Annotated in this window: 11 protein-coding genes; 3 read left to right on the top strand and 8 right to left on the bottom strand. The window is 65.3% G+C overall.

Going from position 1 to position 15,615, the window contains the following annotated elements:
• Positions 1-95 precede the first annotated feature (95 nt).
• Positions 96-4,127 carry an EAL domain-containing protein gene (locus tag MJ602_RS01545; RefSeq protein WP_243019111.1) on the top strand — a complete coding sequence of 1,344 codons (4,032 nt, stop codon included), beginning with the start codon at positions 96-98 and terminating at the stop codon, positions 4,125-4,127.
• Between the two features lie 396 nt (positions 4,128-4,523).
• Here the strand turns inward: MJ602_RS01545 and MJ602_RS01550 are convergent, their stop codons facing one another.
• The 3 genes from MJ602_RS01550 to MJ602_RS01560 all read right to left on the bottom strand — a co-directional run bounded on the left by MJ602_RS01550 (position 4,524) and on the right by MJ602_RS01560 (position 6,057).
• Positions 4,524-5,120, bottom strand: coding sequence for an acyloxyacyl hydrolase (locus MJ602_RS01550; protein WP_243019112.1), 597 nt, complete (start codon positions 5,118-5,120; stop codon positions 4,524-4,526).
• 134 nt (positions 5,121-5,254) lie between these two features.
• Positions 5,255-5,806, bottom strand: a complete 552-nt coding sequence (locus MJ602_RS01555) for a Spy/CpxP family protein refolding chaperone (RefSeq protein ID WP_243019113.1) — start codon at positions 5,804-5,806, stop codon at positions 5,255-5,257.
• A 41-nt stretch (positions 5,807-5,847) separates the two neighbouring features.
• On the bottom strand, positions 5,848-6,057 hold the full coding sequence (locus MJ602_RS01560; RefSeq protein ID WP_243019114.1) for a hypothetical protein: 210 nt from the start codon (positions 6,055-6,057) through the stop codon (positions 5,848-5,850).
• On the opposite strand from MJ602_RS01560, the gene MJ602_RS01565 reads away from it, so the two are divergent.
• Positions 6,050-7,048: a recombination-associated protein RdgC gene (locus tag MJ602_RS01565; RefSeq protein ID WP_243019115.1), complete on the top strand. Its 999-nt coding sequence runs from the start codon at positions 6,050-6,052 to the stop codon at positions 7,046-7,048. The two genes, MJ602_RS01560 and MJ602_RS01565, sit on opposite strands and share 8 nt — an antisense overlap.
• 21 nt (positions 7,049-7,069) lie before the next feature.
• The gene (locus MJ602_RS01570; protein WP_243019116.1) at positions 7,070-8,323 is read left to right on the top strand and encodes a nucleoside recognition domain-containing protein; all 1,254 of its coding nucleotides are present in this window, start codon (positions 7,070-7,072) and stop codon (positions 8,321-8,323) included.
• 336 nt (positions 8,324-8,659) lie between these two features.
• Here MJ602_RS01570 and MJ602_RS01575 read toward each other — a convergent pair whose 3' ends face one another.
• From MJ602_RS01575 to MJ602_RS01595, 5 genes are all read right to left on the bottom strand, one after another.
• Entirely contained in the window at positions 8,660-10,162 is a 1,503-nt protein-coding gene (locus tag MJ602_RS01575) for a flagellin N-terminal helical domain-containing protein (RefSeq protein ID WP_243019117.1), read from the bottom strand.
• A 122-nt stretch (positions 10,163-10,284) separates the two neighbouring features.
• Complete coding sequence (locus MJ602_RS01580; RefSeq protein WP_243019118.1) at positions 10,285-11,451, bottom strand: acyl-CoA dehydrogenase family protein; 1,167 nt, start codon at positions 11,449-11,451, stop codon at positions 10,285-10,287.
• A gap of 61 nt (positions 11,452-11,512) precedes the next feature.
• On the bottom strand, positions 11,513-12,700 hold the full coding sequence (locus tag MJ602_RS01585) for an acetyl-CoA C-acyltransferase family protein (RefSeq protein ID WP_243019119.1): 1,188 nt from the start codon (positions 12,698-12,700) through the stop codon (positions 11,513-11,515).
• 96 nt (positions 12,701-12,796) lie between these two features.
• On the bottom strand, positions 12,797-14,617 hold the full coding sequence (locus MJ602_RS01590; protein ID WP_243019120.1) for an AMP-dependent synthetase/ligase: 1,821 nt from the start codon (positions 14,615-14,617) through the stop codon (positions 12,797-12,799).
• A gap of 174 nt (positions 14,618-14,791) precedes the next feature.
• Positions 14,792-15,613 (bottom strand): ABC transporter ATP-binding protein, encoded by an 822-nt coding sequence (locus MJ602_RS01595; protein WP_243019121.1) that lies wholly within the window; start codon positions 15,611-15,613, stop codon positions 14,792-14,794.
• Positions 15,614-15,615 lie beyond the last annotated feature (2 nt).

A 15,615-nucleotide genomic window follows, 5' to 3' on the forward strand; every position in this document is an offset into this window, starting at 1 on the left:
CACAGAATGTGAAACTGCGATGAAGCCTCTGAGCCCACCTTTCACGCTGGGCCTTTCCGTCTATGGCACCGCGCCGATGGGTGCGTGAGTAACCCATGACCGACGCTCTGGATCAGCCACCACCACCCGCCTCGCCGGAGGTACAGGATCCGGCCGAGGCCTTGCGCATTTCCGAAGAGCGCCTGACCCTGGTGGCACGCGCCACCACCGACACGGTGTGGGACTGGAATGTGCGCACCAACGCCCTGTGGTGGGGTGGGCGCTTTCGCGAAGTGCTGGGTCTGCCGCACTACACCAAGGTGCCCCACGCCGATGCCTTCGTTGCACGCCTGCACCCCGAGGACCGCGAGCGTGTGGTGTCCTCGCTGCAGGCCACCGTGCAAGGCAGCGGCGACACCTGGGAGTGCGAATACCGCATCCGCCATGAAGACGGCCACTACCTCTGGATGCTGGACCGGGGCTTTGTGATCCGCGATGCCCAAGGCCAGGCCCTGCGCATGGTGGGCGGCATGGCCGACATCAGCGAGCGCAAGCTGGTGGCCCAGGAAGAAGCCCAGGAAGCCCAGGTGCACGCCGAACTGGTGCGCGTGCAGCAACGCATTTCTTCCCTGGAACTGGGCCTGCCCGAGGTGCTGCAGCATGTGGCACAGACGGCCCTGGACATCTGCCAGGCCGAAGGGGCCTTGCTGGAGCTGCTCGAAGGCGACCAACTGGTGGCCCAGGCCGCGGTAGGGCAACTGGTGCGCACTCCCGGCAGTGCCTTGCCTCTGAGCAACAGCCTGTTGTGGCCCAAGCTGCAGCAAGGCAGCCCGGTGCTGTGCAACGACACAGCCGCCCAGGGCTGGAATCTAGGGGATGACCCTCTGCGCCAGCAGGTGCGGTCGGTGCTGGCGGCTCCGCTGGTGTGCGACGACACCGTGGTGGGCACGCTCAAGGCCACCTCCAGTCGCACAGACAGCTTCAGCCCCCGGCACCTGGCGCATTTGCAGATCCTGGCCCAAAGCCTGGGGGCCATGTTGCGCCTGCGCCAGGTGGCGGCGCAGTTGCGCGAATCCGAGCAGCAGTACAAGCTGCTGTTCGACATGCACCCCCAGCCCATGTGGGTGCGCGCCGACGACCCCAGCCTGCGCTTTCTGGCCGTCAATCAGGCCATGCAGGCGCAGTACGGTTACAGCGCGCAGGAACTGCTGCGCATGGGCATGGCCGACCTGTGGCTGCCCGAGGAGCGCGCGCAGCGCAGCGCCGAAGTAAGAAACCACCCCCACGACCAAGCGCATAACGGCCTGCTGCACCGGCACCGCCGCAAGGACGGCTCGGTGTGCGAGATGGAGATCTCGTCGCGCGGCATCATCTTCAACGGCCAACCGGCGCGCCAGGTCATGGCCACCGACGTGACCGAACGCCAGCAGACCCAGCGCGAGCTCAGCCGCCTGGCGCGCGCCCAAAGCATGCTCAGCAGCTGTAACGAGACCCTGGTGCGCGCCACCTCCGAAACCACATTGCTGCAGGAGGTATGCCGCATGGTGGTGGAGATGGGGGGTTACCGGCTGGGTTGGGTGGGTTTTGCACAGAACGATGCACAGCGCTCCATCCAGATCGTTGCCCACGCGGGCGAGGGCAGCGACTACCTGGAGCAACTGAACCCGTCCTGGTCGGAGCACCATCCGCGCGGCCAGGGTCCGGCCGGCCTGACCGTGCGCAGCGGCCACAGCGTCATCGTGCGCGACGTGGCCAGCACCACGCTGCAGGCCGACTGGGCCGATCGCATGGTGGGTCAGGGCTTCCACGGGGTGATGGCACTGCCCCTGCGCGCGGCGGGGCACACGTTTGGCCTGCTGTACCTGTACGCCCCTGAAGTGCTGCTCATCGGCACCGAAGAAGAGGCCTTGATGCAGCAACTGGCCGACGACCTGGCCTTTGGCATCATGAGCCTGCGCGCACACAGGGAACAGCAGCAGTTGCAGGCCTCGGTGCTCAAGATGGCCGCGGCCGTCTCGGCCACCACCGGAGCTGAGTTCTTTGTGCAACTGGCGCGCAACATGGGCGAGGCCCTGGGCGCCCAGGTGGCGTGCGTGGCCCGCCTGCTCCCAGGCAGGCAGGCAGGCGATGCGCCCCGGGTGCTGGCCTTGGCGCTGGTGGTGGATGGCAAGCTGTCCGACAGCGTGGAATACGCGCTGCAAGGCACACCCAGCATGGAACTGCTGCTGCAAAAGCAATACGTGGTGCAGAGCGGGCTGTCGCAGCACTACCCCCAGGCACCCATCGTGCAAAAGGTGCAGGCCCAGGGCTACGCCGGGCAGCAGTTGGTGGACGCCTCGGGAAAGCCCACAGGCATGATTTTTGTGCTGTTTCGCCAGCCGCTGGCCAACGCCGATTTCGTGGCCACCACGCTGCAGATTTTTGCCACCCGCGCAGGCGCCGAAATCGAACGCCAGGCCACCGATGTGCGGGTGCGGCACCAGGCCTCGCTGCTGGACAAGGCGCAGGATGCCATCGTCGAGCGTGACCTGCAGCACCGCATCATCTACTGGAACCAGGGAGCCGAGCGCCTATACGGCTGGAGTGCCGCACAGGCCCAGGGGCGCCAGGCCGATGCCCTGATGTACGGTGACACCGCCGCCTTCGAACACGCCACCACCACGGTGCTGACCCGTGGCGAATGGTCGGGCGAGATCAGCGTGCGCCACCAGGATGGACACACCATCGAGGCCGAGGGGCGCTGGACCCTGGTGCTGGACGACAAGGGACGGCCCGAATCCATCCTGGAGATCAACACCGACATCCGCCAGCGCAAGGCCAAGGACCGCGAGATCCAGCGCCTGGCGTTCTACGACACCCTCACCGGCCTGCCCAACCGCATGCTGCTGCTGGACCGCATGCAGCATGCCCTGGACAACGCCATACGCCAGCACCAGGGCGGGGCGCTGCTGTTCATTGACCTGGACAACTTCAAGACCCTCAACGACACCCTGGGGCACGACAAGGGCGACCTGCTGCTGCAACAGGTGGCGCAGCGCCTGAACACCTGCGTGCGCAGCGTGGATACCGTGGCGCGCCTGGGCGGCGACGAGTTCGTGGTCATGCTCGAAGGCCTGAGCGCGGACGCGCAGGCGCTGGTGATGGAGGCCCGTGGCGTGGGCGAGAAGATCCTGACCCAGCTCGGCCAGCCCTACGCCCTGGCAGGCTACCACTACCGCAGCACGCCCAGCATCGGCATCGTGCCCTTCCTGGGGCCGCAGACCAGCGTGCTGGAACTGCTCAAGCAGGCCGATCTGGCCATGTACCAGGCCAAATCGGCCGGGCGCAACACGCTGCGCTTCTTCGACCCGGAAATGCAGGCGGCGGTGAGCGCCCGTGCCACCCTGGAAGACGACCTGCGCCATGCGCTGGCGTTCGAGCAGTTCTTGCTGCATTTCCAACCGCAGGTGGACCAGAACGGCCGCTTTGTGGGGGTGGAGGCACTGGTGCGCTGGCACCACCCAGAGCGCGGCCTGGTGTCGCCCGCCCAGTTCATCCCGGTGGCCGAGGAAACCGGACTCATCCTGGCGCTGGGGCGCTGGGTGCTGCACTCGGCCTGCAAGCTGTTGGCGCGCTGGAAGGACGACCCACAACTGAGCCACTTGACGATGGCGGTCAACGTGAGCTCGCAGCAGTTCCACCACGAGAGCTTTGTGGACGACGTGGCGCGCGCCCTGGCGGTGAACGAGGTGCCAGCCGATCGACTCAAGCTGGAGCTGACCGAAAGCCTGCTTGTGGATGATCTGGACACCACCATCGCCACCATGACCACCTTGCGCACGTTGGGGGTGCGTTTTTCGCTGGACGACTTTGGCACCGGCTATTCCAGCCTGAGCTACCTCAAGCGCATGCCGCTGGACCAGATCAAGATCGACCAGAGCTTTGTGCGCGACCTGTTTTCGGACCCGAACGACGAGGCCATCATCAACACCATCATCGCCCTGGGCCAGACCCTGGGGCTGGAGGTGATTGCCGAGGGCGTGGAAACCACCGAGCAGCACCTGTTGCTGGTCAAGGCCGGATGCCCGGCCTTCCAGGGCTATCTGTTCAGCAAGCCCATTCCAGCTGGCACGCTGGAACGCCTGCTGCGACTACCCGTCATCCCCTAAAAAACATGAGCACACCTGTTTCCTGCCGCTGCGGGAGGCGCAGCCGTGGGCGACCTTGGCGCAGCGCAAAGGGTTCCTGAAGTTGTTCTATAAAGCTATGAATCTAAATAGCAGTAGTAGTAGAACCGCCACTTTGTTGTGGATAACCTGCATTTTTCCAATGTAAACAAAGGGTTGGGTGCTTCCATAGTCTGTGGGTGCAGCGGAGTTTTGGGCGTGGTCCAGAATGAACAACATGACACAGGTGAGTATTTCTGTGGACAAGTGCTTTGTTGTGCCAGAAGCGTCACCAGGTTTGTCCACAGGCGCGAAGAAAGCACAAAGCAAAGCGCCACGCCTTTGGAGGGCGTGGCGCTTTGGCACAAAGGGGATGTGGTGACTTGTGCCACCGCCCGGTCAGAAATGCCGGGCGTAGCGCAGTTGCAGGAAGTTCTGGCCCGGATTTGGCTTTTTCAGGCTGGCGTTGGAACTGTGCTGGATGCGCAACTGCCATTCGTGCTCCTGCTGCGCACCATGCAGGTAGCCCACGGCCAGGTGTGAGGCAAAGTTCAGGCGCGTGCCCATTTCCTTGGTCGCGGTGATGAAGCGGGGCTTGGCATAGTTCATGCCAGTGCCCACCTCAACGAACCAAGGGCTTTGGCCCTGTGCAGGCCGCCATTGCAGGGCGGCACCGGCACCCAGCAAGGCACTGTGCGTACGGCCAGGCGTTCCCTTGGCCGACCATTGGCCCAGGTGCAGGTCCCAATGGCCCCGCACGGTGCCGCCTGCCCAGGCCGTGCTCCAGTGCTTCCAGGGCAGGGTGGTGCCCACAATCCAGGCCCGGGCATCTTCCCGTGCCATGCCGGCCTGAACGTACAGCGTGGGTGTGGCTGCCACAGGGGCTTGCTGTGCCGCTGCAGACCCTAGCCCACCCAGTGCCAGGCCACAGGCCAGCGTGCAATGGAGTGGGAACACATGGTGGCGCCGAAGGCGCAGGGTCTGGAAGAAGGGCATGGCTGGCGGTGTCTTTTGGCGCCGGGAGCGGACGCGGAGCCAAAAAGTGTAACTCCTGGTTCGCGATCGAGGCCCGATCGTTTCCACCCACCATGGCGGGCTGTGGGCTGGCTGCGACAGCCCACTCCGGTACCTCAGTACATCATGCCGCCACCATGGTGGCCATGTCTGCCGTGGCCACCTTCCCGACCTCGGCGCTCGCCTTTGCCATCGCGGTGCATGCGCAAGCTGACGGCGTCAAAGCGCTGTTGCTGTTCCGGGCTCAGGGCCGCGTAGAAGGTCTTGACGGCCTCGGCACGGCGGTCAGCCTGGGCATTGCGTTCGTTGCGAAGCGTGCGCATGCGGTCGATGCGCTCGGGCGTCTTCAGGCGGGCCCATTCCTCGCGGTCCAGCGCCTGCTGGGGGGGCTGGGGCGGTTGCATGGACTGGGTGAAGGCCTGCCAGGCGCCTTCCTGCGCGGGGGTAATCTGGAGCTTTTCCTTCAACTCGGCCATGCGCTGGGCATGGTGCTTTTGCATGCGTTCCTGGCGCCATTGCTTGCGCTGGCCGGCTTCGGCGGGGCGCTGGGCGGAAAGGGTGGGTGCTTCTCCACTGGGGGGCATGGGAGCGTTCTGGGCCAGTGCAGGCAAGGTCAGCAGACCTGCCAGGGCGGTTGCAAGGGCGATGCGGCGGTGCTTGGGCAACATGGTGGATTCCTTTCTCAGTGGTGGGCAATGGCATCCATGTGTCACTGCTTGAAAGGCAGTGTGCGCCGCGCCTGTATCGCCGCTGTGCCGTTTTGGTGAGGCTGTGTAAAGTTGTGCGATTCTTCGGTGCCCGGTGGATGCTCAATTTTTGGTAAAAATTGGCTCAAAGGCAAAATGGATAAGCGCCAATAGCTATTAAATTCATAGCATTTTGGTCGAACGGCTGGATATTGAAAGGTTTGCGTGTTCAAGAACATGATCGTGTACCGCATCGCGCCGCAGTGGCAGGTGGGGTTGGAGACGTTGGAAGACGCCTTGCAGAAGGCGATATTTGCTGCGTGCGGTGCCACGCAGGAGCGCGCCGTGGGCTTTGTGCCGCCGCGCGGTGAGGCCCATGGCCCGCTGGCCGAAAGCGTGGGCGGGCAATGGATTCTGCGCTTCATGGTGGAGGCCAAGGTGCTGCCCGGCAGCGTGCTGGCGCGCAAGGTGCAGGACAAGGTGGACCAGATCGAGCGCGAGACCGGTCGCAAGCCCGGCAAGAAGGAAAAGCGCGACCTCAAGGACGAGGCCAAGCTGGACCTCCTGCCCATGGCCTTTACCAAAATGGGATCGATGTGGGTGTGGATCGACCCCCAGGCCCGCACCCTGGTGCTCGACACCGGCAGCCAGGCGCGCGCCGACGAGGTGGTGAGCCAATTGGTGGAACTGCTGCCCGCAGGCTTTGCGGTGGCGCTGCTGCACACGCAGACCTCGCCACAGACGGCCATGGCGCACTGGCTCAAGGAGCAGGACCCACCCGCAGGCTTCACGGTGGACCGTGAATGCGAACTCAAGAGCCCCGACGAATCCAAGGCCGTGGTGCGCTACGCCCGCCACCCGCTGGACATCGAGGAAGTGCAGCAGCACATCCAGGCTGGCAAGCTGCCCACGCGCCTGGCGCTGACCTGGGACGACCGCGTATCCTTTGTGCTGACCGAAGGCCTGCAACTCAAGAAGATCGCCTTTCTCGACACGGTGTTCGAGGGCCAGGCGCAGGACGAAGGGGGCTTTGACACCGACGTGGCCATCGCCACGGGCGAACTGTCCAAACTGCTGCCCGACCTGATCGAAGCCCTGGACGGTGAGGCCGAAGGCGCGGTGGAAGCCGCCGCGAATGCCGTTGCCGGAAAGCGCAGCACCGGCACGGTGACCGGGCCCGCCCAGGCCCCCACCGACACCGACCCCACCAACGCGCCGTTCTAGCCCCTTTGAGTTGTCCAGGCCATGGTGCTGAACTGGGTGTGGATCGCGTTCTTCGTCACCGCCTGCACCACAGCGGTGGTGCGCTGGTGGTTGGGGGAAGCCGAGATCTTCACCGCCTTGCTCAAGGCCTTGTTCGACGGCGCCCGCTCGGGCTTTGAAATTTCGCTGGGCCTGGCCGGTGTCATGGCGCTGTGGCTGGGCCTGATGCGCGTGGGCGAGCGCGCCGGCATGGTGGCCCTGCTGGCGCGGCTGGCTGGGCCGCTGCTGCGCAGGCTGTTCCCTGGCGTGCCGCAGGCCCATCCGGCCCAGGGGGCCATGACCATGAACATCTCGGCCAACCTGCTGGGGCTGGACAACGCCGCCACCCCGCTGGGCCTGAACGCCATGCGCGAGCTGCAAACGCTCAACCGCGAACCCGAGGGCACGGCCAGCGATGCGCAAATCATGTTCGTGGTGATGAACACGGCCGGGCTGACCCTGATTCCCACCTCCGTCATCGCCATCCGCCAGAGCGTGGCCTTGCAGCAGGGGTTGGGTGCGGGCTTCAATGCCGCAGACATCTTTCTGCCCACGCTGCTGGTGACCTTTGCCTCACTGCTGGCAGGCGTGCTCACCGTGGCCGTGGCCCAGCGCCTGCCGCTGTGGCGCGCCCGGCTGCTGTTCCCCTTGCTCGCGGTGGGTGGGCTGCTGGCCGGTGCCGTAGCGCTGCTGGCCCGGCTGCCTGCGGACCAGGCCGCACGCATTGCGGGCACCACGGGCGCTGCGGCCATCCTGGGCGTGGTGCTGCTGTTCATCGTGGCCGGGGCCTGGCGCCGTGTGAACGTGTACGAGGCCTTCGTCGATGGTGCCAAGGAAGGTTTTGGCGTGGCCATTCAGATCGTGCCCTACCTCATCGCCATTTTGGTGGCTGTGGGCGTGTTCCGGGCCGCCGGCTGCATGGATGCCCTGCTGGGCGCCATTGGCGCCGCCGTGGCCTGGATGGGCCTGGATACGGCCTTTCTGCCCGCCCTGCCCGTGGGGCTGATGAAGGTGCTGTCGGGCGCAGGCGCACGCGGCCTGATGATCGACGTGCTGCAGACGCACGGCGTGGACTCCTTTGCCGGCCGCCTGGCCGCCATCATCCAGGGCTCGACCGAAACTACCTTCTACGTGCTGGCTGTGTACTTTGGCAGCGTGGGCGTCAGGAACACCCGCCATGCCCTGGCTTGCGCCCTGTGGGCCGACGCAGTGGGCCTGGTGGCCGCCATTGGTGTGGGCTACGCCATGCTGCGCTAGCCTACACACAACCCCCCACCACTCCGGCGCCCATGAGGCGCTTTTTTCATGCCCGGCGTGCGCGTGGCATGGGGTGGTTTGTTGTTCTTGATTCTTTCTATATCTCAATAGTAGTAATAGTAGGCACCGCCCTGGGCTGTGGACAAGCCCGGTTTTCCTTGTCCCATCAAACAGTTGCGTGCGCCACAAGCCTGGGGGCTGTGCCGCGCGCGTGGTGTACCGGCAATGGGGACAAAGCCCGGTCAGATGCCCGGGCTGTGGATAAATGCGTACTTGTGCTGGGACTTTGCCCAGGCTTGTCCACAGGGCACCTGGCGGTGGACCTTGCGCCTGGATTCAGCGCAGCAAGGCCAGTACGCCCTGGGGTAATTGGTTGGCCTGCGCGACCATGGCGGTGCCTGCTTGCTGCAGGATCTGGGCGCGCGAGAGGTTGGCCGTTTCTGCCGCAAAGTCGGCATCCTGGATGCGGCTGCGCGAGGCGGAGAGGTTTTCCGAGGTGACCTGTAGATTGACGATGGAAGTCTCGAAGCGCGATTGCAGTGCACCGAGCTTGGCGCGTTCGCCATTGATGTGCTGCAAGGCGGAATCAACGATCCTCAGAGCCAGTTGAGAGGTGTCAAAGCTGGTGATGTCAAGGCTGGCAACGGTGTTGAGTTCTGATGCCCCCGCCACATTGAAGCTTGTGGTGGTTGAAGCATTGCTGTCGGTGACAGAAAAGCCCTTGTCGGAATCAAGCTCGATGGTGCCCACCACGGTGCCAGTTCCACCCGCGCCGTCCACGTTGACGGAGCCCGTGGGGCCATTGAACACGCCGGCGCTGGTGACCGAGTAGCTTCGCAGGTAGAGATCGCTCAACCCATCGTTGCTGTTGTTGGTGATGTTGATGGTGTTGCCCGAGGCGTTGGTCAGCTTCAGGTTGCCCACCACACCATCGTGTGATTGGTAAGTGGCGTCGTACTCGGCGATGACACCGGTTTTGGCACTCATCTCGTTGAACGCGCTGACGATGGCGCCATAGTCGTCTGCAGATCGGCCTGAAGTGGTCTTGAAGCTGATGGTGACCGGGGTGGCGTTGTCGCTGGTAATTTCGAGCTTGAAAGTCTGATTGAGGGCGAAAAAGATGGCGGCTTCGGTGCGGGCGGTGGCAGTGACTCCGGTAGCTGCACTTTGCGTGTTGATCTTGGCTGCCGCATCCTTGGCCGATTCGCCAGCGGCGATGGTGATCGCTGAGCTGCTGCCCAGTGGGCCGTTGATGGTGATGTCGCCACCGGTTTGCGCTGCCGCCGCGTTGGCCGCTGCATCTGGCCCGTTGCCGGTGGTGCGTTGGGCACCGTATTTCTGGGTCTGCAGGTTCACCGTGGACGCTGTGATGACCTGGTTGGCGTTGGCTCCCACTTGGAACTGCTGGGTTCCAAAGCTGCCGTCCAGCAGTTTGGAACCGTTGAACTGGGTGGTCTGGGAAATACGGTCCAGCTCACTCACCAACTGGCCTACTTCACCCTGCAGGGCCTGCCGGTCACTCGCGCTGTTGGAGGCGTTGGCCGACTGCACGGCCAGTTCGCGGATGCGCTGCAGGATGTCGCCCGAAGCCTTGAGTGCGCCTTCAGCCGTCTGAGCGAGCGAGATGCCGTCGTTGGCATTGCGCACAGCCTGGTTCAGGCCGCGGATCTGGCTGGTAAAGCGCTCGGAGATGGCCAGGCCAGCGGCGTCGTCCTTGGCACTGTTGATGCGCAGACCCGAAGACAGGCGCTGGATGGAGGTGCCGATCGAGGACTTGCTCATGCCCAGGTTGCGCTGGGCTGTAAGCGACGCAACATTGGCGTTGATGGTGGACGGCACGGAGCAACCCCCTCCAGGGCAGAAAACGAATTCCCCGGCGATTGGGAGGGGATTGCATTCCTTTTCGGCGCCGCTTGTCCGAACTTGAGGGTTGTTTGTGGTGTGGGCGGGCTGTGGTTTACCTAGCGCCCCAGCAGCGAGCGCGCCACCAGTTCCTTCATGATTTCCGACGTGCCGCCGTAGATGCGCAGCACGCGTGCATCGGTCCAGAAGCGCGAGATGGGGTACTCGGCCATGTAGCCGTAGCCGCCAAAGAGCTGCAGGCAGGCGTCGGCCACGCGGCTGAAGACCTCAGTGGTGTGCAGCTTGAGCGCACTCACGGCGTCGGGCGTGAGTTCACCGCGCTCGTAGGCGGCCACGCTGGCATTCAAAAACGCCTCGGCGGCGGCGATGTCACTGGCGCACTGGGCCAGCGTGAAGCGCGTGTTCTGGAACTGGCCGATGGCCTGGCCAAAAGCCTGGCGTTCCTGCACGTACTTCACCGTGGCATCCAGCGCCCCCTTGGCGCCGTACACCGCCTGCACGCCGATGATGAGGCGCTCGCGCGGCAGCTCGCGCATCATTTGCACAAAGCCCTGGCCCTCTACGCCGCCCAACAGGGCGTCAGCGGGCACGCGCAGGTCGTTGAAGAACAGCTCTGACGTATCGCCCGCGTGCTGGCCGATCTTCTCCAGGTTCTGGCCGCGCGTGAAGCCGGGCGTTTTGGTGTCGACCAGGAACAGGCTCACGCCCTTGGCGCCCGCCGCCGGGTCGGTCTTGGCGGCGAGCACCAGCAGGTCGCAGTGCTGGCCGTTGCTGATGAAGATCTTGCTGCCGTTGATGACGTAGTGGTCGCCGTCCTTGCGCGCCGTGGTGCGGATGGCTTTGAGGTCGCTGCCCGCGCCGGGCTCGGTCATGCCGATGGCCGCCACGGCCTCGCCGCTGACCATGCGCGGCAGCCAGTACGCGCGCTGTGCCTCGGTGCCGCAGTGCAGCAGGTAGGGCGGAATGATGTCGTTGTGCACCTGCAGCCCGCCGACGAAGCCGCCGTAGCCCCGGCGCGAGAGTACCTCCACCACGGCGAACGAGAAGTGCACGCTGGCCCCCGGCCCGCCGTACTGCTCGGGCACGTCGGCGCAGAGGTAGCCGTTCTCGCCCATCTTGCGGAACAGTTCGCGGCTGACGAGGCCGGCCTTTTCCCAGTCGCGGTAGTGCGGCTCGATCTCGGTGTCGCAAAAGCGCTCCAGCGATTCGGTGAAGAGCTGCAGTTCGGCCTTCTGCTCGGCCGTGAGGAGGGTGTTGGGGAGCATTTTTGCTATGAATGTAGGAGCTGCCAGCGCTTGATGGATAAGCGCTGGAGGCTAAAAAAACTCAAACCCGTTCGAAGATGGCCGCAATGCCTTGGCCGCCACCAATGCACATGGTCACCAGCGCATAGCGCCCGCCCGTGCGGTGCAGCTCGGCAATCGCCTTGGTGGTGATGATGGCGCCCGTGGCGCCCACAGGGTGGCCCAGCGAGATGCCCGAGCCGTTGGGGTTGACCTTGGCCGGGTCGAAGCCCAGCTCCTGGGCCACGGCGCAGGCCTGGGCGGCGAAGGCCTCGTTGGCTTCGATCACGTCCATGTCCTGCACCTTGAGGCCGGTGCGCGCCAGCACCTTTTGTGTGGCGGGCACCGGGCCAATGCCCATGTAGGCCGGGTCCACGCCGGCGTGCGCGTAGCCGACGAGGCGCGCCAGGGGCTTGAGGCCCAGAGCCGCCACGCGGTCGCCCGCGGCCAGCACCACGGCAGCCGCGCCGTCGTTGATGCCCGAGGCGTTGCCAGCGGTCACCGTGCCGCCTTCCTTCTTGAAGGCGGGCTTCATGCCAGCCAGCACTTGCAGTGTGGTCTCGGCGCGCACATGCTCGTCGGTATCAAACAGCACCGTGCCCTTGCGCGTGGCGATCTCCACGGGAACGATCTGCTCCTTGAAGTAGCCCGCGGCGATGGCGGCGGCGGCGCGCTGCTGGCTTTGCAGGGCGAGCTGGTCCTGCATCTCACGGCTGATCTTGTAGCGCTCGGCCACGTTCTCGGCGGTGATGCCCATGTGCATCTTCTGCCAGGGGTCGTGCAGGATGCCCAGCATGTAGTCGATGCTCTTGGCGTCGCCCATGCGTGCGCCCCAGCGGGAGGCTTGGTCGAAGTAGGGGCCGCGGCTCATGCTCTCGGAGCCGCCGCCAATGGCCACGTCGCAGTCGCCCAGGCGGATGGCCTGCGCTGCCGACACGATGGCCTGCAGGCCCGAGCCGCACAGGCGGTTGACGTTGAAGGCGGGTGTTTCGATGGGGCAGCCTGCGTCGATGGCGGCCACGCGGCTGAGGTACGCGTCCTTGGTGTCGGTGGGAATCACATTGCCCATGACCACATGGCCCACCGCGTCGGCGGCAATGCCGGCGCGCGCAATGGCGGCCTTGACAGCGGTGGTGGCGAGCTGGGTGTTGGGCACGTCCTTCAGGCTGCCGCCGAAGGTGCCGATGGCGGTGCGGGCGGTACTGACGACAAAGACATCACGTGAGGTCATGGGGGGCTCCAAAAAGGGATAAAAGAGGGCAAACCAGCGGAAAACCAGGGTTCAGCAAGCATTATCACGAGGCTTGCGGACCCAGGCTCCCGCAGATCAGCGGTACAGCGCTTCGATTTCGGCGGCGTAGGTCTTGTAGATGCTGGAGCGTCGCACCTTCATGGTGGCGGTGACCTCGCCGTCGTCGTGGTCCAGCTCCTTGGTGAGCAGGTGGAATTTGCGGATCTGCGCCACCTGCGCCAGCTTGGCGTTGCCGGCGGCGATCTCGGTGTCGATGAGCTGGCGCACCTCGGGGGTTTCGACGAGCGAGCGGAAGTGCGTGAACGGGATGCGCTGGGCCTCGGCCCATTTGCCCACCGTTTCGTAGTCGAGCATGACCAGCGCGCCGACGAACTTGCGCCCCTCGGCGACGATGATGCATTCCTTGATGTAGGGGCTGGCCTTCATCGTGTTCTCGATCTCGGACGGCGTGAGGTTCTTGCCGCCGGCGGTGATCATGATGTCCTTCAAGCGGTCCACGATCTTGATCTGGCCGTCCACCAGGCGCACCACGTCGCCCGTGTGCAGCCAGCCATCCACGATGCTTTGCGCCGTGGCCTCGGGGTTCTTGTAGTAGCCCGCGAACACCATGTCGCCCTTGATCTGGAACTCGCCGCCCAGGTCGTCGTCGCTGCCCTTGGCGATGCGCCACTCCACGCCGCTCGTGGGCACGCCCACGGTGCCGACCTGCACAGCGTCCAGCTTGTGGCCGGTGACCATGCCGGTCGATTCGGTCAGGCCATAGACCTCAACCAGCGGCACGCCGAGCACGCGGAAGAAGCGCACCACGTCGGGCGGAATGGGCGCGGCGCCGGTGAGCGCCACCTTGGCCTCGCGCAGGCCGATGAAGTTCTGCAGCGCACGGAACACCAGCCAGTAGCAGGCGGTGTAGGTGAACATCTCGCCGATGCTCCAGCGCGCGCGGGGCTTTTCGGCCAGCGGCTGGCAGGCGGCATAGGCCTTGCGGAACAGCGCGCGGCGCAGGCCGCCGGTTTCCTGCAGCTTGATGCTGATGGCGGCGTGCATCTTCTCCCAGATGCGCGGCACGCCGAGGAACATGGTGGGCGCCACTTCGCGCAAATCCTCCTGCACGGTGCGGATGGATTCACCGAAGTTGACCTGCGAGCCCACGTACACCGGCACGAAGGTGGTGAGCATCTGCTCGGCCACGTGGCACAGCGGCAGGTAGGACAGGTGGGTGGTGTCTTGCGTGAGCTGGAGCCGGTCCACGATGCCGGGCACCACGCCGCGGATGTTGCGGTAGGAAATCATCGCGCCCTTGGGCTTGCCGGTGGAGCCCGAGGTGTAGATCATGAGCCCGATGTCGTCGAGCTTCTGGCGCGCCAGCGCGGCCTCGATGGTCGCGAGCTGGCCGCTTTGCGCGCCGAGCCGTTCCACCTCGCCGAAGGGGACGATGAGGTCGCGCACCCCGGGCGCGAAGCTGCGCAGGCCCTTGGTCTCCATGACCACGATCTTTTTCAGGCGCGGCAGATCGTCCAGGGCTTCGAGCACCTTGTCGGTCTGCTCCTGGTCCTCGCAGACGATGATCTCGATGTCGGCGTGGCCCACCACGTAGGCCACCTCGGGCGAGGGGCTGGTGGGATACACGCCCACGGTGACGGCGCCGACCAGGCCCGCGCCCATTTGCGTGAGCACCCATTCGATGCGGTTCTCGGCGATCACGCCCACATGGCCGCCCTCGGGCAGCCCCAGGGCGCGCAGGCCCAGGCCGAAGTGGCAGGCACGCTCGAAGTACTGGGCCCAGGTGAAGGGCTTCCAGATGCCGAAGTCCTTTTGCCGGATGGCGACGCGCGCGGCATCCTGGCGCGCGCGCTCGCGCAGCATCTGGGGCAGGGTGAGTTCGGGGAGATTCAACATATCAGTGATCCATTGCGCGTCGTGTCCACGCGCAGCCGTAAAACCGGCACGGCCCAGGCCAGCGGCCACCGCGCAAGGGCCGCCCCGCCGCGCTGGTGGCGTCCCCCTTCCCGCATCGCGCAGCGAAGCGAGAGAAGGGGGAAGGCGCGAAGCGCCACAGGGGGTTGTGCACGCTCACGACAGCCAACGCTTGCGGCGTTTGTAGTGCTTGATGTCCTTGAAGCTTTTCGCTTCGCCGCCGCCGCCCATGCCGAGGTAGAACTCGCGCACGTCGGGGTCGTTGGCCAGGCGTTCGGCCGTTCCGTCGATGACGATCTTGCCGTTCTCCATGATGTAGCCGCTGTGCGCCACGGCCAGGGCCACAGTGGCGTTCTGCTCCACCAGCAGCATGCTGGTGCCGCGTTCGGCGTTGATGCGCGCGATGATGGTGAAGATGTCTTCGACCAGCTTCGGACTCAGGCCCAGCGAGGGCTCGTCGAGCAGGATGAGCTGGGGCTGGGCGATGAGCGCGCGGCCGATGGCCAGCATCTGCTGCTCGCCGCCCGACAGGTAGCCCGCCAGGCCCTTGCGGCGCTCGTGCAGGCGCGGGAAGTAGGTATAGACGAGGTCGAAGTCGGGCTGGGCCGCGCCCTCGCGCCCCGTGAGGGCGTAGGTGGCGGCGACCAGGTTTTCCTCGACCGTGAGGTCCTCGAATACGCGGCGCCCCTCCATCACATGCGAGAGCCCGCTGCGCACGAGCTGCTGCGGCGCCAGCGCGGCGGTGCTCTGGCCGTTGAAGAGGATGCTGCCGCTTTCGAGTTCACCGTCCTCCAGCGCGAGCAGGCCCGATACCGCCTTGAGCGTGGTGGACTTGCCCGCACCGTTGCTGCCCAGCAGCGCCACGATCTGGCCGCGTGGCACGGCCAGCGACAGGCCGCGCAGGGCCTGCACGACCTTGTTGTAGATGACCTCGATGTTGTTGACTTCGAGGACGTTGTCCGTGGCGTTCTGGGTCATGG

Source organism: Simplicispira sedimenti (assembly GCF_022760965.1).
GTDB lineage: Bacteria > Pseudomonadota > Gammaproteobacteria > Burkholderiales > Burkholderiaceae_C > Simplicispira > Simplicispira sedimenti.